18 protein-coding genes are annotated in these 15,617 nt (G+C 71.7%); 6 read left to right on the plus strand and 12 right to left on the minus strand.

Annotation, left to right across the window (positions count from 1 at the left end):
* The first annotated feature begins 119 nt into the window (after window positions 1-119).
* Window positions 120-1,403, plus strand: a complete 1,284-nt coding sequence (locus tag ACGF3I_RS19310; RefSeq protein WP_114040723.1) for an adenylosuccinate synthase — start codon at window positions 120-122, stop codon at window positions 1,401-1,403.
* Window positions 1,404-1,455: 52 nt separating this feature from the next.
* On the opposite strand, the gene ACGF3I_RS19315 is transcribed toward ACGF3I_RS19310, so the two are convergent.
* The 3 genes from ACGF3I_RS19315 to ACGF3I_RS19325 all read right to left on the minus strand — a co-directional run bounded on the left by ACGF3I_RS19315 (window position 1,456) and on the right by ACGF3I_RS19325 (window position 3,540).
* The gene (locus ACGF3I_RS19315; protein ID WP_393133556.1) at window positions 1,456-1,632 is read right to left on the minus strand and encodes a hypothetical protein; all 177 of its coding nucleotides are present in this window, start codon (window positions 1,630-1,632) and stop codon (window positions 1,456-1,458) included.
* A 136-nt stretch (window positions 1,633-1,768) separates the two neighbouring features.
* Window positions 1,769-1,972, minus strand: coding sequence for an acyl-CoA carboxylase epsilon subunit (locus ACGF3I_RS19320; RefSeq protein ID WP_393133558.1), 204 nt, complete (start codon window positions 1,970-1,972; stop codon window positions 1,769-1,771).
* Window positions 1,969-3,540, minus strand: coding sequence for an acyl-CoA carboxylase subunit beta (locus ACGF3I_RS19325; RefSeq protein ID WP_393133560.1), 1,572 nt, complete (start codon window positions 3,538-3,540; stop codon window positions 1,969-1,971). The genes ACGF3I_RS19320 and ACGF3I_RS19325 overlap by 4 nt, the downstream gene beginning before the upstream one ends.
* 216 nt (window positions 3,541-3,756) lie before the next feature.
* On the opposite strand from ACGF3I_RS19325, the gene ACGF3I_RS19330 reads away from it, so the two are divergent.
* Together ACGF3I_RS19330 and ACGF3I_RS19335 are read left to right on the plus strand one after the other, a co-directional pair.
* Complete coding sequence (locus tag ACGF3I_RS19330) at window positions 3,757-4,461, plus strand: sensor histidine kinase (RefSeq protein ID WP_393133562.1); 705 nt, start codon at window positions 3,757-3,759, stop codon at window positions 4,459-4,461.
* Window positions 4,458-5,153: a response regulator gene (locus ACGF3I_RS19335; RefSeq protein WP_393133564.1), complete on the plus strand. Its 696-nt coding sequence runs from the start codon at window positions 4,458-4,460 to the stop codon at window positions 5,151-5,153. The genes ACGF3I_RS19330 and ACGF3I_RS19335 overlap by 4 nt, the downstream gene beginning before the upstream one ends.
* A gap of 34 nt (window positions 5,154-5,187) precedes the next feature.
* Here the strand turns inward: ACGF3I_RS19335 and ACGF3I_RS19340 are convergent, their stop codons facing one another.
* From ACGF3I_RS19340 to ACGF3I_RS19375, 8 genes are all read right to left on the minus strand, one after another.
* Window positions 5,188-5,613, minus strand: coding sequence for a nuclear transport factor 2 family protein (locus ACGF3I_RS19340; RefSeq protein WP_393133565.1), 426 nt, complete (start codon window positions 5,611-5,613; stop codon window positions 5,188-5,190).
* Between the two features lie 93 nt (window positions 5,614-5,706).
* A complete protein-coding gene (locus tag ACGF3I_RS19345; RefSeq protein WP_393133567.1) occupies window positions 5,707-7,323 on the minus strand; it encodes an FAD-dependent monooxygenase in 1,617 nt (538 codons plus the stop codon).
* On the minus strand, window positions 7,323-7,565 hold the full coding sequence (locus ACGF3I_RS19350; RefSeq protein WP_393133569.1) for an acyl carrier protein: 243 nt from the start codon (window positions 7,563-7,565) through the stop codon (window positions 7,323-7,325). Before ACGF3I_RS19350 ends, ACGF3I_RS19345 begins: the two co-directional genes overlap by 1 nt.
* Before the next feature lie 83 nt (window positions 7,566-7,648).
* Window positions 7,649-8,662 carry a beta-ketoacyl-ACP synthase III gene (locus tag ACGF3I_RS19355; RefSeq protein ID WP_393133571.1) on the minus strand — a complete coding sequence of 338 codons (1,014 nt, stop codon included), beginning with the start codon at window positions 8,660-8,662 and terminating at the stop codon, window positions 7,649-7,651.
* 106 nt (window positions 8,663-8,768) lie between these two features.
* A complete protein-coding gene (locus ACGF3I_RS19360) occupies window positions 8,769-9,482 on the minus strand; it encodes an AAA family ATPase (RefSeq protein ID WP_393133572.1) in 714 nt (237 codons plus the stop codon).
* A gap of 39 nt (window positions 9,483-9,521) precedes the next feature.
* Window positions 9,522-10,541, minus strand: a complete 1,020-nt coding sequence (locus tag ACGF3I_RS19365; protein ID WP_393133574.1) for an AvrD family protein — start codon at window positions 10,539-10,541, stop codon at window positions 9,522-9,524.
* Window positions 10,538-11,467 (minus strand): SDR family NAD(P)-dependent oxidoreductase, encoded by a 930-nt coding sequence (locus tag ACGF3I_RS19370; RefSeq protein WP_393133576.1) that lies wholly within the window; start codon window positions 11,465-11,467, stop codon window positions 10,538-10,540. The genes ACGF3I_RS19365 and ACGF3I_RS19370 overlap by 4 nt, the downstream gene beginning before the upstream one ends.
* 38 nt (window positions 11,468-11,505) lie before the next feature.
* The gene (locus ACGF3I_RS19375) at window positions 11,506-11,898 is read right to left on the minus strand and encodes a putative quinol monooxygenase (protein ID WP_393133578.1); all 393 of its coding nucleotides are present in this window, start codon (window positions 11,896-11,898) and stop codon (window positions 11,506-11,508) included.
* 238 nt (window positions 11,899-12,136) lie between these two features.
* Between ACGF3I_RS19375 and ACGF3I_RS19380 the strand changes: the two genes are divergently transcribed.
* Window positions 12,137-13,069 carry an NADP-dependent oxidoreductase gene (locus tag ACGF3I_RS19380; protein WP_393133580.1) on the plus strand — a complete coding sequence of 311 codons (933 nt, stop codon included), beginning with the start codon at window positions 12,137-12,139 and terminating at the stop codon, window positions 13,067-13,069.
* 22 nt (window positions 13,070-13,091) lie between these two features.
* Here the strand turns inward: ACGF3I_RS19380 and ACGF3I_RS19385 are convergent, their stop codons facing one another.
* On the minus strand, window positions 13,092-14,048 hold the full coding sequence (locus tag ACGF3I_RS19385) for a LysR substrate-binding domain-containing protein (RefSeq protein ID WP_393133582.1): 957 nt from the start codon (window positions 14,046-14,048) through the stop codon (window positions 13,092-13,094).
* 171 nt (window positions 14,049-14,219) lie between these two features.
* Between ACGF3I_RS19385 and ACGF3I_RS19390 the strand changes: the two genes are divergently transcribed.
* A complete protein-coding gene (locus tag ACGF3I_RS19390; protein ID WP_393133584.1) occupies window positions 14,220-14,936 on the plus strand; it encodes an SDR family oxidoreductase in 717 nt (238 codons plus the stop codon).
* Window positions 14,937-15,013: 77 nt separating this feature from the next.
* Window positions 15,014-15,553: a pyridoxamine 5'-phosphate oxidase family protein gene (locus ACGF3I_RS19395; protein WP_393133586.1), complete on the plus strand. Its 540-nt coding sequence runs from the start codon at window positions 15,014-15,016 to the stop codon at window positions 15,551-15,553.
* The last annotated feature ends 64 nt before the right edge of the window (window positions 15,554-15,617 follow it).

Genomic DNA, 15,617 nt, shown 5'->3' on the forward strand with positions numbered 1-15,617 from the left:
GGGCTTCGTCTATTCCGGGGCAAGCGTTCTTCGGTTCAGGCCCATGGTGTACGCATCCACATATGGAACGCGTATGCCCCTGACCTTGGACATGCCCCGCCCGGAAGGGGTGTACGCCTGTGCCCGCACTTGTGCTGCTCGGTGCTCAGTGGGGTGACGAGGGCAAGGGAAAGGCCACCGATCTCCTCGGTGGATCCGTTGACTATGTGGTGCGCTACCAGGGCGGCAACAATGCCGGCCACACGGTTGTCGTAGGCGACCAGAAGTACGCGCTGCATCTTCTCCCTTCCGGGATCCTCTCGCCGGGGTGCACCCCGGTGATCGGTAACGGAGTCGTCGTCGACCCGGCGGTCCTGCTCTCCGAGCTGAGCGGGCTGAACGAGCGAGGCGTCGACACGTCCAAGCTCCTGATCAGCGGCAACGCCCACCTGATCACGCCGTACAACGTCACGCTCGACAAGGTCTCCGAGCGCTTCCTCGGCAAGCGGAAGATCGGCACCACCGGCCGCGGCATCGGCCCGACGTACGCCGACAAGATCAACCGCGTCGGCATCCGCGTCCAGGACCTCTACGACGAGTCGATCCTGGAGCAGAAGGTCGAGGCGGCGCTGGAGGGCAAGAACCAGCTGCTCGCCAAGGTCTACAACCGCCGCGCCATCGAGGTCGGCAAGATCGTCGAGGAGATGCTCCAGTACGCGGAGCAGATCAAGCCGTTCGTCGCCGACACCACGCTGATCCTGAACCAGGCGCTGGACGACGACAAGGTCGTGCTCTTCGAGGGCGGCCAGGGCACCCTGCTCGACGTCGACCACGGCACGTATCCGTTCGTCACCTCCTCGAACCCGACCGCGGGCGGTGCCTGCACGGGCGCGGGCGTGGGTCCGACGAAGATCAGCCGCGTCATCGGCATCCTCAAGGCGTACACGACCCGTGTCGGCGCCGGTCCGTTCCCGACCGAGCTGTTCGACGAGGACGGCGAGGCGCTGCGCCGCATCGGTGGCGAGCGCGGTGTCACCACCGGCCGTGACCGCCGCTGCGGCTGGTTCGACGCGCCGATCGCCCGCTACGCGACCCGTGTGAACGGCCTGACCGACTTCTTCCTCACCAAGCTGGACGTGCTGACCGGCTGGGAGGAGATCCCGGTGTGCGTCGCGTACGAGATCGACGGCAAGCGCGTCGAGGAACTCCCGTACTCCCAGACCGACTTCCACCACGCGAAGCCGATCTACGAGAAGCTCCCCGGATGGTCCGAGGACATCACCAAGGCCAAGACCTTCGACGAGCTGCCGAAGAACGCGAAGGCCTATGTGAAGGCCCTTGAGGAGATGTCGGGCGCGCCGATCTCCGCGATCGGCGTCGGCCCCGGCCGTACCGAGACGATCGAGATCAACTCCTTCCTGTAGGAGTGCTCGCCGAGCGGGGCTCGGGGCGGCCGGTCGGCCGCCCGGGCCCCGCTCAGTCGATTCCGGGCAGGATGTGCGGCTCGGCGAGATCCTCCTCGTATCCCGCCAGCCGGATCGGCGCGCAGTGGGCCCAGGTGTCCAGGCACCTCAACTGCCCCTGTTCCGCCGCGCGTTCGCTGGTGCCACGGGTGGTGAATGATGTGCGGTCGACCGTCCGTTCCGGTGCCATCCGCCGACTCCTTCCGTCCCGACGTTCCGACGTACTGCCGTACTGACGTTCCGGGAACGCTATCCGCCGCGCCTCGACTGCGGACCGCGGCTGCTTCGGAAGGGACAGGCGCCCGGTACCGAAGGTGTCAGCGCCGTCAGTGCCGCCACGATCCGGCCCCCGTCCGTGCGGCCAGGCGCGGGCGGCGCCAGCCGGGCCGGGGCGGCGGGGCGGCCGGTGCGGGCTGCCCGGCGGCGCGGGTGAGCCCGAGCAGCACCGCGGTCAGGGCGGCCAGTTCCCGGGGATCGGGCGCGCCCCGTACGACGTGGAAGGCGGCGGCGCGGTCGTCGGGGGCGCTCATACCGGCGGGTTCCCGTGCTTGCGGGCCGGCAGGTCGGCGTGTTTGCCGCGCAGCATGGCCAGCGCCCGGATCAGCACCGTACGGGTGTCACGCGGGTCGATGACCTCGTCGACGAGGCCGCGCTCGGCGGCGTAGTAGGGGTGCATCAGCTCGCTCTCGTACTCCTTGACGCGCTGGGCCCGGGCCGCCTCGGGGTCCTCGGCGGCCGCTATCTCGCGGCGGAAGATGACGTTGGCCGCGCCCTCGGCGCCCATCACGGCGATCTCGTTGGACGGCCAGGCGAACGAGAGGTCGGCGCCGATGGAGCGCGAGTCCATCACGATGTAGGCGCCCCCGTAGGCCTTGCGCACGATGACCTGGACGCGCGGCACGGTCGCGTTGCAGTAGGCGTAGAGCAGCTTGGCGCCGTGCCGGATGATGCCCTCGTGCTCCTGGTCGACCCCGGGCAGGAACCCCGGCACGTCCACCAGGGTCACCAGCGGGATGCTGAACGCGTCGCAGAACTGCACGAAGCGGGCGCCCTTCTCGGACGCCTCGATGTTCAGCACCCCGGCCACCGCCGAGGGCTGGTTGGCGACGATCCCCACCACCTGCCCGTCGAGCCGGGCCAGTGCGCACACGAGGTTGCCGGCCCAGCCGGAGTGCACCTCGAAGAAGTCGCCGTCGTCGACGATCTCCTCGATGACGCGCCGCATGTCGTAGGCGCGGCCGGGGTCGGCCGGCACCAGGTCGAGCAGTGCCTCGCAGCGCCGGTCGGCCGGGTCGTCGCAGGCGAGCGCGGGCGGGGTCTCGTGGTTGTTGGCGGGCAGCAGCGACAGCAGGTGGCGCACGTCGAGCAGGCAGCTCTCCTCGTCGTCGTACGCGGCGCTCGCCACCCCGGAGAGCCGGGCGTGCACATCGGCCCCGCCGAGCCCGTTCTGGCTGACCTTCTCGCCGGTGACGGCCTGGACGACATCGGGTCCGGTGATGAACATCTGGGAGATGCCGCGGACCATGAAGACGAAGTCGGTCAGGGCGGGGGAGTAGGCCGCGCCGCCCGCGCAGGGACCGAGCATCACGCTGATCTGCGGGATCACCCCGGAGGCGGCGACGTTGCGGCGGAAGATGCCGCCGTAGCCGGCGAGCGCCGACACGCCCTCCTGGATGCGGGCGCCCGCACCGTCGTTGAGGCTGACCAGCGGGGCGCCCGCGGCGGCGGCGAGGTCCATCAGCTTGTGGATCTTCTCGGCGTGCGCCTCGCCGAGGGCGCCTCCGAAGATCCGGAAGTCATGGGCGTAGACGAACACGGTGCGGCCCTCGACGGTGCCCCAGCCGGTGATCACGCCGTCGCCGTAGGGTCGCTTGTGCTCCAGGCCGAAGCCGGTGGCGCGGTGGCGGCGCAGCGACTCGATCTCGGTGAACGAGTCCTCGTCGAGGAGCAGCGCCACGCGCTCACGGGCCGTCAGTTTGCCGCGGGCGTGCTGGCGTTCGGCTGCCTCGGGCCCGGGTCCTTCGAGGGCCCGGGCCCGCAGCCGTTCGAGTTCGCCGAGCCGGGTGTGCGCGTCGGGCCGCTGGTCGAGCACGGTCATGGGTACTCCTGCCTGCGCTGTGGGGCCGGTGCCGGCCGGCCGGGGTGGTGTGGCGGGGGCGGTGAATCCGGGAATCAGCATGCCAGAGATTGATTCCTTCGTGAAGGTATTTTATTGTGGGGCCTGTTGGTGAGGGTGCGCGCACTGCCGGTGCCGCCCCACGGCCCTCCCCTGTTCATACGTACGTCGTCACGCACCCAGCGAGGAGAACGACCGATGCAGCAGCAGGAGACCCGCAGGCGCCGGCACCAGTGGACCGGCCGCGGGCGCCACCAGTGGGTGGCACGTGAACTCCACGACCGGGTCGGCAACGAACTGGCCGTGGCCCAGCGCCAGTTGGAGCTCGTCGAGCTGCATCTGACGCGCGATCCGGCGCTGGCCGCCGAGCGGATCTCCGGAGGCCTGCGGGCCCTGGCCGAGGCGATGCGCGTCACCCGCGAACTGGCCGGACACCTCAACGACGGGCGCGCCCCGCTGGGCCCGCGCACCGGAGCGGCGGGCGGCCTCCCGCCGCTCGCCCGCACCGAACTGGCCGGTGAGCTGCGGGCCTTCGCGAAGGGGGTCCTGCCGTCCGGGACGCGGGTGGTGGTCCAGGTGACGGGGGAGCCCGTGCGGCTCGGGGCCGAGCACCGCGGACAGCTGTTCCTGATCCTGTGCGAGGCGCTGCGCAATGCCGCCGCGCACGCCAAGGCGGAACACGTCGTCGTCTACGCGGACATCACCGACACGACCGCGTCCGCCGTGGTCGAGGACAACGGAAGGGGATTCGACATGAACGGCGCGCCACCGGCCGGCCGCGGTATCGGACTGGGCTCCATGCGCGAACGCGCCCGGAGCCTGGGCGGCACGCTCACCGTGGCCTCCGTGCCGGGCCGCGGCACCCGGGTCACCGCCTGGCTGCCGCTGGAGCCGCGGCCATGACCGCCACCACGGCGCCCGCGGTGCGCATCCTGCTCGTCGACGACCACGCGATCCTGCGCGAGGCCCTGCGCGAATGCCTGGAGGCGGAAGGGGACTTCGAGGTGGTCGGCGACGGCGCGGACGGGGCCCAGGCCGTCGCGCTGTGCGCACGGCTGCGGCCCGATGTCCTGCTGCTCGACGTGGAGATGCCGGGCGCCCCCGTGGGCGTCACCGTCCCCCGCGTCCTCGACGTGTCCCCGCGCACCCGGATCATCATTCTCAGCATGCATGAAAGCCCTGATCTGGTACGGGAGTTGCTGGCGCTCGGCATCCGCGGCTACCTCAACAAGCGGGTGAGCCGGCACCATCTGGCGTCGGTGATCCGCGGTGCGATGCGCGAGGGCGACGAGGTCCAGATCTCGGTGTCGCAGTTCGCCGCGCTCGCCCCGGGCGCGCACGACAGCCGCATCTCCGCGCGCGAACGGGAACTGCTCACCCTGGTCGCCCAGGCACTGAGCAACCGTCAGATCGCGGTGCGGCTCGGCATCACCGAGGGCACGGTCAAGCGCCATCTGCGCAACATCTTCGAGAAGCTGGGCGCGGTCTCGCGTATCGACGCCGTCAACAAGGCGGTCGCCGCCTCGATGATCGCACCGCTCCAGCCGCACGCGCGGTCGGGCCGCGCGCCGCTGCCCGCGGGGCGGGAGAGGTGAGTCCCCTCCCGCCCCGCGCCGGGCGGCGCGGGCGTCAGGCGGTGAACGCCTCGGCGGCCGCGGCGCCGTCCTCGAACATGTGGTAGAGCCGGATCCGGCCCCCGGACACGGCGATGTGCAGGGCGAACTCCGAGCTGAACTTCTTGCCGGTGCGGCGGATGACGTGGATGAACCGTCCGAGCGCGACACCGGTGTCGCCGTCGGCGACGATCCGGTCCACCTCGAACCGCTCGGTGGCCGCCACCTCCTCGCCCGCGCTGACGAAGAACGCCGTCAGCTCCTCCTTGGTGGTGCGCCGGCCGGTCCACGGCACGACGGCCGAGCCGGGGACGTTCCAGTCGACCTCGTCGGTGAACAGGTCGAGCAGGGCGGGCAGGTCGCCCGCGCCGAAGCGCGTGAAGAACTCCTGGATCGTGCCGGCGGTGTCGGTGCCGGCGTCGGTGATCGTCTGGGCGGTCATGGCTGTCTCCTGGTGTTGGTCGGTTGATGCAGGGTCAAGTTGCTTGTGGTGCGGGTGAGTTCGGCAGGTGCAGCTGCCGGCCGGGGCCGCTCCTCAGACGAGGGCGGGCACCGGTGTCCCGGTGGGGGCGGCCTTGCGCAGGAAGCCCTGGGTGCGGGCGGGAGCGGTCATCGGTGCGCGGTGCGCCAGATGTCCGTCGGGGCGTACGGTCGCGATGACCGGCTGCTTGCCGAAGGCCCGGCGCAGCGGCTTCGCCGCGGCGGCGCCGACCTCGCCGAGGTCCAGCACGGCCACCTGGTCGGTGAAGCGCCGCCGCAGCCCGTCGACGGTCTGCGCCCAGTCGGCCGGCGGCCGGTGCCCCGGCCACAGCACGACGGTGTACTTGTACGGGTCGAGCGCCGGAACCCCGGTGTCCTGCACGGGCGGTGCGAACAGCGGCACGCGCTGGCCGACCCGGGCCGGGTGCGGGATGCGGCGGAACAGCGGATCGTTGACCGACTCCGAGTAGTCGACGTCCGCCTGGGCGAGCAGCGGCACCAGGACGCGCTGGAGCAGCCCGGTCCAGCCGGCCGCCATGAAGAGGGCGTCGCGCACCGCGATGCGCAGGGTGGAGCGCTGCATCGCGAAGCGGGCCTGCGCGGCGGACGTCTTCGACATCCGTACGGCGCCGACACTGCGCTCGGGGTGGTAGGTCTCCAGGATCGCCTCGTCGAGCCGGCCCTGGATCACCCCGCCGAGCTTCCAGCCCAGGTTGGCGGCGTCCTGGAAACCGATGTTCATGCCCTGGCCGCCGGCCGGGCTGATCACGTGCGCGGAGTCGCCGACCAGGAAGCAGCGTCCCTGGCTGAACCGCTCGGCCATGCCGAGGCGGGGCCGGAAGGAGCGGGTCCACACCGGCTCGCCCACCCGGAATTGGGTGTGCGCGCGCTGGTTGATGACCTTCTCGATGAGCTCGCGCGACGGGTTGCCCTCGTCCGGGCCCCGGTGCGGGATGTTCGCGGCGATCCGGTAGTGCCCGCCCGCCAGCGGCACCAGGGCCACCACGCCGTCGCGGGAGTAGTAGTACTGCGCGTTGGCGGGCACCCCGCCGGTGATCGGGGCGTCCCCGATCGCGTACGTGACGTCGATGGGCTCGCCGTCGAAACGGATGCCGAGCATCTCGCGGGTGAGCGAGCCGGGGCCGTCGGCCCCCACCAGATAGAGCGGGAGCACGGTCTCGGCGGTGCCGTCGGCGCGGCTGAGCACGGCCCGCGGCAGCGTCTGCGAGGTGGTGTCCAGGTGCTCCATGGTGGTGCCGAACTCGATGGTTCCGCCGAGCTCGGCGAGCCGGTCGCGCAGCACCCGTTCCGTCTCGCGCTGCGGGAGCGTCAGGACGAACGGGTAGGGCGAGTCGGGCAGCCGGTGCATGTGCGCGGTGCCGCGCAGCCGGCCCTCCGAGTAGTAGCCCACCCCCTTGCTGCGGTGCCCCGTCGCGGCCAGGCGCTCGCTGACGCCGATCCGGCGCAGCACTTCGAGGCTGCGGGGCCACACCAGGATGCCCTTGGAGTGCGGGTCGGACTCGTCGATGCGGGTGCGGCGGTCGATGAGCCGGATGCGGACGCCCTGCTGGAGCAGCTCGCAGGCCAGGGTGATGCCGACCGGCCCGGCGCCCACGATCAGCACCTCGGGCGAGTCACCGGCCAGCGGCGCGCGTGCGGTGTCCCACTCCATCACGCCGTCACACCCTTGGTGCTGAGCAGCTCCGCCGCCTCGCCGATGGAGTCGACGGACAGCAGCTCGTCGTCGGTGACGGGGAAGCCCAGACGGCGCTCCAGGATCACGGCGAGTTCCACCATGACGAGCGAGTCGAACTCCAGGGCCTCGAAGCGCGTCTCGGCGGAGAGCTCCTCGGACGGCAGGCCGTACTTGTCGGTCAGGATCTGTATGAGGTCGTCGGCCAGCAGTTGTGACATCGACTTCTCCTTCGTCACATGCTCGAAGTTGCTTGTGGGGTAAGGGAGTTCACTGGGTTCGAGGCGGTGCGCGGGGGCGGCCGTCACACCGGGACGAGTTCGGGCCACACCAGGGCGGCCGAGCCCCAGGTCACGCCGCCGCCGAACGCGCTCATCAGGACGCGGTCGCCCGCGGCGATGTCACCGGCCGCCGCCGCGTCGCCGAGGGCGAGCGGGATGGAGGCGGCCGAGGTGTTGCCGACCTTGTCGAGGTTGATCACGGCGCGCTCGACGGGCACCCCGAGCTGTTCGGCCACGGCGTGCAGGATGCGGACGTTCGCCTGGTGGCCGACGAAGCGGTCCACCGAGTCCACCTCCCAGCCGATGCGGCCGAGCAGCGTGCCGGCCGAATCGGCCATCCGCTTCACGGCGTTGGTGAACACCTGGCGGCCCTGCATGGTGAACCAGGAGTCCGCCGGGTCGGGTGCCAGACCGCCGGCCCGCTGCCGCGAACCGCCGCCGGGGATCTTGATGAGGTCGGCCAGCGCCCCGTCGCTGCCCAGGTCGAAGCCGAGCAGCGCGCCCGGCTCGTCGGCCCGGCCGGCCCGGAGCACCACCGCGCCCGCGCCGTCGCCGAAGATGACCGCGCCCGAGCGGTCCTCGGGGTCGATGATCGAGGTGAAGGTCTCCGCCCCGATCACCAGGACGCGCTGTGCCTGCCCGGAGGCGATGGCCCCGGCAGCGCCCGAGAGCGCGTAGACGAATCCGGAGCAGACCGCGGCCATGTCGTAGGCGGGGACGGGCCCGAGGCCGAGCCGTGAGGCGACGTCCGGCGCGGTGGCCGGGCACGGGTGGTCGGGGGTGGTGGTGGCCACCACCACCAGGTCGACCTCGCTGACGCCGGCGGACTTCAGGGCCCGCTCGCCCGCCTCGACCGCGAGGTCGCTGGTGGCGACGCCCGGTCCGGCCATGCGCCGTTCGGTGATTCCGGTGCGGCTGCGGATCCATTCGTCCGAGGTGTCGAGCCGCTCGGCCAGCTCCGCGTTGGTGACGACACGGGGCGGGAGCGCGGTCCCCAGCCCCTCCAGGACAGCCGTCAGTCGGGTAGTACTATCCATGCTGGACCCTCGATGGTCTGAGCGAGACCATGCGGCGACTGACCGGCGCACGGCGTCAACTGTCTGCCGGTTGGTCGTCGGATGGCTCGTGTGGACGGGTGGGTGGTCAGGCGGCGATCGCCGGCTCGCGCCGCGTCTCGATCGTGGTGTCGATCTGCCCGTACGCCTCCCGTGCCTTCGCTATCGCCTCGTCCTCGGTCATGACCGGGGTCAGACCCGTGATGGCGACGATCTCGCGCAGCCGCTCGGGCAGCGTGCCCCCGACGATGTGCACGGGGATCTCCAGCTCGGCGAGGACCTCAAGGAGCCGCTCGTCGGCCAGGGTGCGGAAGCGGTTGTTGACCGGGCGGTGGCCGTCGGCCGACAGCGGGAGTTCGTTGCGCAGGTGCACGAAGGCGTCGAAGCTCCGCTTGACGTGCTGCTTGAAGGAGACGCCCAGTTGGCGCATCACGGCGTCGAAGAAGGCGATCTCCGCGGTGCGTTCCACGTCCTGGCCCTCGGCCAGGCCCACCGAGTCGTTCGGGTTGATGCCGACGCGGACCCGCAGCGCGCCGTAGATCCACTCCTGGAGCGAGGAGCCGTCGGAGACGAAGCCGTCGGCGAGCTGGTACTCGTACTTCACCCGCTCGGTGTGGCGCACCACGATCATCTGGAGCAGTTCGGCGGCGGTGCACTCCTCCAGGGTCTTGCCGGGGGCGGCCTCGGGAAGGATCTCGCGCATGGTCTTGGCCATGGTGCGCGGCAGGCCGGTGTAGTGGGCGAGGGCGAGCGCGGTCAGGGTCTTCCCGGACGAGTAGGTGCCGGAGATGCCAAGCCTCATGTGAGTGACTGCCTTTGCGACTAGGGGAGTTGGGGAAGCTCAGCCGGCGGCGGTGGCGGCGAGCCGGGGGATCTCATGGGTCACGGAGCACATGACGCGCACGCCGGCGCAGCTGCTCGTGATGTCGGCGGTGCGCCACTGCGCGCCGCGCACGTCGAGGAGCGTGCTGTCGGTGAGCGCGGTGGTGACCCGGAAGGGGGCCTGCGCCGGGCGGTGCGGACCCTCGCACTCCAGGACGGTGCGGCGCATCCACAGCGTGTTGCTGCGGGCGCGGTCCACGTCGTCGAGGCCGTAGAGCAGCGCCTGGCCCATCTGCAGGGCCACCACGAAGGCGTCGATGAAGGACACCGACGGCTGGTAGGAGCCTTCGAGGCCGACCGCGCTGCGGTGCGTGCCGGGCACCGGGACCACCGCGACGGTGGCGTCCGCGCGCCGGGCGGCGAGGTCGACGGTGACCTCGGTGACGGGCTGGCGGCGGTGCTTGAAGCCCTCGCCGTATACGCCCGCCGGCAGCGCGGCCAGCGCGGTGTCGTAGGCGGCGGACGCGGTCGGGGCCGGGCGGCCCGCCGGGTGGACGATGTCGCAGCGCACCCGCATCCCGCCGACCGTGCACTCCAGCACCGAGACGGCGGCCGACGGGTCGCCGTCGTGCTCGCGGGTGCTGCGCAGCCGGGCTTCGGCGGTGAGCGCTTCGAGGTGCTCCTCGTCCGGGGCGTTCCCGGCGCGGACCTCCACCCGGCGCAGCCACAGAGCGGCCCGCTCGCGCTCGCTCAGGCCGTGTCTGCGGGTCAGGAACATCTCGCCTAGGCGGGCTCCGATGACCAGGGCGTCGATGGTGCTCAGATGCGGACGCTGGTCGGTGTCGCCCTTCGTCGACCAGTCGGGCGGACAGATCACCGACGCGGTCGCGGTGATGGCGCCGCTGCCCTGCGGTCCGGGGGCGACGACCACGTCGCCGAACCGGTAGTCGACCCTGCGGTGGCCGTCACCGAAGAACCTGCGCCCCACCGGGCCCAGACGGTCGTCGATGGACGCGAGCGCGGTCGTCGCGGAATTCATGACACTCCTCTCAGCAGGGCCGGGGCTCCGGACATCCGGAAGCTCACCGGTCCCAAGGCGGCGCCCACGACGGGCAGTTGACCCTCGTACGTGTACGGGCAGACCCCGGCCGGCACCTCGATGCGGCCGAGCAGCTGGTCGGTGACCTTGCGCAGCCGGGCCAGGAACGGGCGGTCGTACGCCTCGGACAGGGCCCGGCCCGGGAAGAAGCCGTCGAAGTACTCGCCCGTGACGTGTGCCAGGCCCGGGTCCGTGATCAGGCGCAGCGTGGGTGCCGCGCCCTGCTCGACGGTGGCCAGCGGCTGGATGCGGCTCTCGCGCACCATGCCGGTGTCCATGAACCCGGCCGGATGCAGACAGTTGACGGTGACGCCGCTGCCGCGCAGCTCCTCGGCGAGGTCGAAGGTGAAGGCGACGAGCGCGAGCTTGGAGCGCCGGTAGGCCACCACCCCGCGGTAGTTGTCGTAGAAGGTGGCGTCGGCCGGGTCGAAGGGCGCCTGGCCCGCCGAGCCGATGTTGACGACCCGGGCCGGGGCCGTACGGGTCAGCAGCGGAAGCAGCGAGCGGGTGAGCGCCACCGGGGCGAGATAGTTCACGGCGAACCGGAGTTCGTGCCCGTCCCGGCTCGTCCGCCTGGCCTCGCCGGGCGGACCGAAGCCCACGGCGGCGTTGTTGACCAGGACGTCGAGCCGGGACGTGGCGGCGCGGACCTGTTCGGCCAGGTACTCCACCTCGGCGAGCGAGGACAGATCGGCCGTGCACGGGGTGGCGAGCGTGCCCAGTTCCGCGGCGAGGCGGCGGACCCGCTCGGGGTCCCGCCCGTGCACCAGCACGCGCCGGCCGCCGGCCACCAGCTGGTGCGCCAGGTGGCGGCCGAGCCCGGCGGTGGCTCCGGTGATCAGAACGGTGGGCGTGTTGTCGGTCATGTCCTGCTCCATCGAAGGGGGGCGGGGGCCGGTGCGCCTCAGATGCCGCGCGGCGGGTGGTTGACGTTGGGGATGGAGAAGTTGTTGACGTAGATGTTCGGCCCGTCGATCTTGTTGCGGGCCACCATCTCCAGGAACTCCTGTGCCGGGGCGTTGTTCTGGTGCTGGAGGTAGGACGCCTCGTCGGTGAACGTCGCCTGGAACACCACCCGCGTCGGGTCGTCCTGGTCCGGAACGATGTGGTAGCTGACGGTCCCCGGCTCGTCCCGCAGCGAGAGGTACGCCTCGCGCTGGGCGCCCTCCAGGAATTCGTCGCGGTGCTCGGCGGCTATGTTCTCGAAACTGGCGACGACGGTCAGGGTGATGCCGTCGTCGCCTTCCGAGCCGAGCGTCGCGGGTGCGGAAGTGGCGATGTCCTGCTGAATGGTCACGGGTCTTCTCCCTGAACTCCGTTGACTGCGGCAGTCATGCGGTGCGCTGCCGTCCGACAGAAATCGACAGTAGTGAGCCGCCGACCGCAAAAGAATTCCTCCATGGGCCCTCGGGAGGGTTTCGAAAGAGGCATCGGTATACCCCGTCGGAACAGTTCGCGCTTCTCCTGTGGAGCGGAAAGGGAAGGATGTGGGGCGTAGCGGTTCCTCAAGTTCCGGACACGACAGGAGAATTCACATGCGAGCGATCGTCCAGCAGGCGTTCGGCGGCCCCGAGGTGCTGACGCCGGGTGAGGCGGAGCGGCCCGTACCGCTGCCCACCGAGATCCTGGTGCGGGTCAAGGCGATCGGGGTGAACCCGGTCGAGGCGATCATCCGCAGCGGCGCCTTCCCGCTGCACGGCGAACCGCCCTTCATCCTCGGCTGGGACGTGTCGGGCGTGGTCGAGCACGTGGTGCCGGGCACCTCCCGCTTCCAGGAGGGGGACGAGGTGTTCGGCATGCCGCTGTTCCCGCGCGCGGCCGGCGCCTACGCCGAGTTCGTCGCGGCCCCCTCGCGCCACTTCGCGCGCAAACCGGCCGCGCTGAGCCACGCCCAGGCCGCGGCGGTCCCGCTGGCCGGCCTCACCGCCTGGCAGAGCCTGGTGGAGGTGGCCGAGGTCGGGCCGGGGCAGCGGGTGCTGATCCACGCGGGCGGCGGGGGAGTGGGGCATCTGGCCGTCCAGATCGCCAAGGCCAGGGGCGCCCACGTCATCACCACGGCGAGCCGGGCCAAGCACGACTTCCTGCGCGGGCTCGGGGCCGACGAGGTGATCGACTACCGCGCGGTCGACTTCGAGGACGCCGTCAAGGACGTCGACACCGTCCTCGAGCTCATCGGCGGCGACTACGCGGACCGCTCGCTGCGCACCCTGCGGCCCGGCGGCCTGCTGGTCACCGCCATCGCCCGCTCCGACACCGCGCTGGCCGCCCGCACCCGCGAGGCCGGCTTCCGGTTCGCCGGGGTCTCGGTGGAGCCCGACTACGTGGGCCTGGAGGCGATGGCGGCCCTGGCCGAACAGGGCCTGCTGCGGCCCTACGTCAGTCACGCCCTGCCGCTGGAAAGGGCGGCCGAGGCCCATGAGCTGATCGAGTCGGGCCGGGTCATGGGGAAGGTGGTGCTGGAGCCGTAGCCGTAGCCGGCGTCCGCGGCCGTCAGGCGGCGGCGGGCGTCCTGGCGCCCGCCGCGCCCGCCATACCCGCGGCCCCCGCCGCGCCCGCCCCACCCGTGGCGCCCGCCGCGCCCACGCCCTGCGCGCCCGTCCACCCCACGGCCTCGGCCGTGCGGACGAAGGACGCCGTCAGGCCCGAGCGGTCGACGGCCGCGCGGGCCAGGCAGATCTCCTGCGGAGCGAGGCCGAGCAGCGGCACGTACCGCACACCGGGCCGGGTGTAGAAGACGGCGGCGGACTGCGGGAGCAGGGCCAGCCCGCAGCCGCGCGCCACCATCTCCAGCTCCTCCTCCACCGGCCCCGCACCCCCCGCCGCCCGCAGCAGCGAGGCCTCCCCGCGCACCACGAGGGGCGCCTCGCCGGTCCGGCGCAGCAGCGGCTCGCCCTCCAGGTCCGCGCCGGTCAGCGCGCACGCCCCGGCCAGCCGGTGTCCGGCCGGCAGGACGGCGACGAGGTCCTCGCTGCCCAGGCGGGTGAGGTCGACCCCGTCGCGCGGCACCGGCGCCCGCACGAAGGCGACGTCCACCGCTCCGCGCAGCACCGCTTCCGCCTCGGCGCCCGGCGCCAGCTGGCGCACGTCCACGGTCACGTCGGGGCGCCGCGCGGCGAACTCGGCGGTGATCGCGGCCACCGTCATGCCCCAGCCGAAGCCGACGGTGAGCTGGGATTCGCCGCCCGCCGCCCGGTACATCCGGTGCCGTGCCGCCTCGGCGGTGGTCAGCAGCCCGCGGGCGTCGTCCAGGAATTGCCGGCCTGCGGCGGTGAGCGCCACCGAACGCCGGTTGCGGGCCAGGAGTTCGAGGCCGATGTCCCCTTCGAGGGAGCGGATCTGACGGCTGAGTACGGGCTGCGCGATATGCAGCGTCTCGGCGGCCCGGCCGAAATGCAGCAGATCGGCGACGGCCACGAAGTAACGCACTTTGCGAAGGTCGAGATCCATGGGCGTTCTCCCTTTCCTCTACGGGCGGTTACGGGCGGTCCGGTCATGCGGTCCGGTCATGCGATTCGGGTATTACAGGAAGCAACTTAGGTATTGGACGCGGGAGTTGTGCGGGCTGCATGGTTGACCCATCGGAATTCGTTGTGCCGAACACATGGGAAAGGTACGGAAATGAGCCTTGCAGGAAAGCGCGTGGTCCTCATCGGCGGCAGCTCGGGGATCGGGTTCTCGGTCGCCGAACTGGCCGCCGCCGAGGGCGCGCAGGTGGTCATCGCCTCCAGCAGCCAGGACAAGGTCGACCGCGCCCTCAAGCGCCTGCCCGACGACGCCCAGGGCTTCAGCCTGAACGTCACGGACGAGCAGGAGGTGCGCAGCTTCTTCGACGGGCTCGGCGCGTTCGACCACCTCGTCTACACGGCCGGCGACCCGCTGCAGATCAAGTCGTTCGACGAGACCGACGTGGCGCAGGCGCAGGAGTTCTTCAAGGTCCGCTACTGGGGCGCGTTCACCGCGGCCCGCTACGGCGCCGCCCACATCCGTGAGGGCGGTTCCATCGTGCTGAGTTCGGGCAGCGCCGGCGCCCGGCCCGCCAAGGGCTGGATGGTCGCCGCCTCCATCACCAGTGCCTCCGAGGCCCTCGGCCGCGCCCTGGCCGTCGAACTCGGCCCGATCCGGGTCAACGTGGTCCGCCCCGGGCCGACGCGCACCGAGCTGTGGGACGGCAGCGTCCCGGAGCCGGAGGAGCTCTACCAGGCGCTCGGCGACAAGCTCCTGGTGGGCCGCGTCGGCAAGGTGTCCGAGGTCGCGAGCACCTACGTGTACCTGATGAACAACGGCTTCAGCACGGGCTCGGTGGTCACCGTCGACGGCGGCCACTTCCTGTCCTGAGTCCCCGTTCCCCAGACTCCGGCGGCGGCCAATCCCCCGGGCCGCCGCCGGTACCCGTAGAGGAGGCGCGTTCCCCGATGCGCATCGACCTGGATCACGGCCCGGACCGCACCCCCGGGTTCCTTGCGGTGACGGAGTCCATCGACTGCCTGCTGGACTCCACCCGGCTGCTGTCCATGGCGACCGTCGGCGACGACGGAGCGCCGTGGTCGCACAACGCCTACTTCGCATATGACTTCGACCTCCATCTGTACTGCCTGACGCGGCCCGCCTCCGGGCACGCGCGCAACCTGGCGAACAGTGCGGGCCGGGTCGCCGTGACCGTCGCCGACACCGCACAGGCCGGGACGCCCGGCACCCGGCAGGGACTGCAGCTGCGCGGCCACTGCCAGGTGGCCCGTGGCGCCCAACTGGCGCGCGGAGCCGAGGCGTTCGGCGCGCGCTTCCCCGTCTTCGCCGCGGCCGCGCGCGCCGCCACCGAGCCCGACCCGACCGGGTCGGCCCTGCGGCTCCACGTCTTCGCCGCGCAGGAGTTCAAGGTCTTCGACGAACGGGCCTTCGGCCCCGACACCTGGATCTCCGGCCGCATCCACCGCGAGGCCGCCCGGGCCGCCTGAACCGGTCACCGAGAAACACGACGCTATGCGCTTCGCGGTCCGCCGGGTATTCCGATTGCGTGAC

Source organism: Streptomyces sp. NPDC048111 (genome assembly GCF_043202815.1).
GTDB lineage: Bacteria > Actinomycetota > Actinomycetes > Streptomycetales > Streptomycetaceae > Streptomyces.

Bases quoted from the DNA above. Each gene is read 5' to 3' on its own strand.
- ACGF3I_RS19315 (WP_393133556.1), bottom strand. From the start codon at position 1,632: ATGGCACCGGAACGGACGGTCGACCGCACATCATTCACCACCCGTGGC.
- ACGF3I_RS19320 (WP_393133558.1), bottom strand. From the start codon at position 1,972: ATGAGCGCCCCCGACGACCGCGCCGCCGCCTTCCACGTCGTACGGGGC.
- ACGF3I_RS19325 (WP_393133560.1), bottom strand. From the start codon at position 3,540: ATGACCGTGCTCGACCAGCGGCCCGACGCGCACACCCGGCTCGGCGAA.
- ACGF3I_RS19330 (WP_393133562.1), top strand. From the start codon at position 3,757: ATGCAGCAGCAGGAGACCCGCAGGCGCCGGCACCAGTGGACCGGCCGC.
- ACGF3I_RS19335 (WP_393133564.1), top strand. From the start codon at position 4,458: ATGACCGCCACCACGGCGCCCGCGGTGCGCATCCTGCTCGTCGACGAC.
- ACGF3I_RS19340 (WP_393133565.1), bottom strand. From the start codon at position 5,613: ATGACCGCCCAGACGATCACCGACGCCGGCACCGACACCGCCGGCACG.
- ACGF3I_RS19345 (WP_393133567.1), bottom strand. From the start codon at position 7,323: ATGGAGTGGGACACCGCACGCGCGCCGCTGGCCGGTGACTCGCCCGAG.
- ACGF3I_RS19350 (WP_393133569.1), bottom strand. From the start codon at position 7,565: ATGTCACAACTGCTGGCCGACGACCTCATACAGATCCTGACCGACAAG.
- ACGF3I_RS19355 (WP_393133571.1), bottom strand. From the start codon at position 8,662: ATGGATAGTACTACCCGACTGACGGCTGTCCTGGAGGGGCTGGGGACC.
- ACGF3I_RS19360 (WP_393133572.1), bottom strand. From the start codon at position 9,482: ATGAGGCTTGGCATCTCCGGCACCTACTCGTCCGGGAAGACCCTGACC.
- ACGF3I_RS19365 (WP_393133574.1), bottom strand. From the start codon at position 10,541: ATGAATTCCGCGACGACCGCGCTCGCGTCCATCGACGACCGTCTGGGC.
- ACGF3I_RS19370 (WP_393133576.1), bottom strand. From the start codon at position 11,467: ATGACCGACAACACGCCCACCGTTCTGATCACCGGAGCCACCGCCGGG.
- ACGF3I_RS19380 (WP_393133580.1), top strand. From the start codon at position 12,137: ATGCGAGCGATCGTCCAGCAGGCGTTCGGCGGCCCCGAGGTGCTGACG.
- ACGF3I_RS19385 (WP_393133582.1), bottom strand. From the start codon at position 14,048: ATGGATCTCGACCTTCGCAAAGTGCGTTACTTCGTGGCCGTCGCCGAT.
- ACGF3I_RS19390 (WP_393133584.1), top strand. From the start codon at position 14,220: ATGAGCCTTGCAGGAAAGCGCGTGGTCCTCATCGGCGGCAGCTCGGGG.
- ACGF3I_RS19395 (WP_393133586.1), top strand. From the start codon at position 15,014: ATGCGCATCGACCTGGATCACGGCCCGGACCGCACCCCCGGGTTCCTT.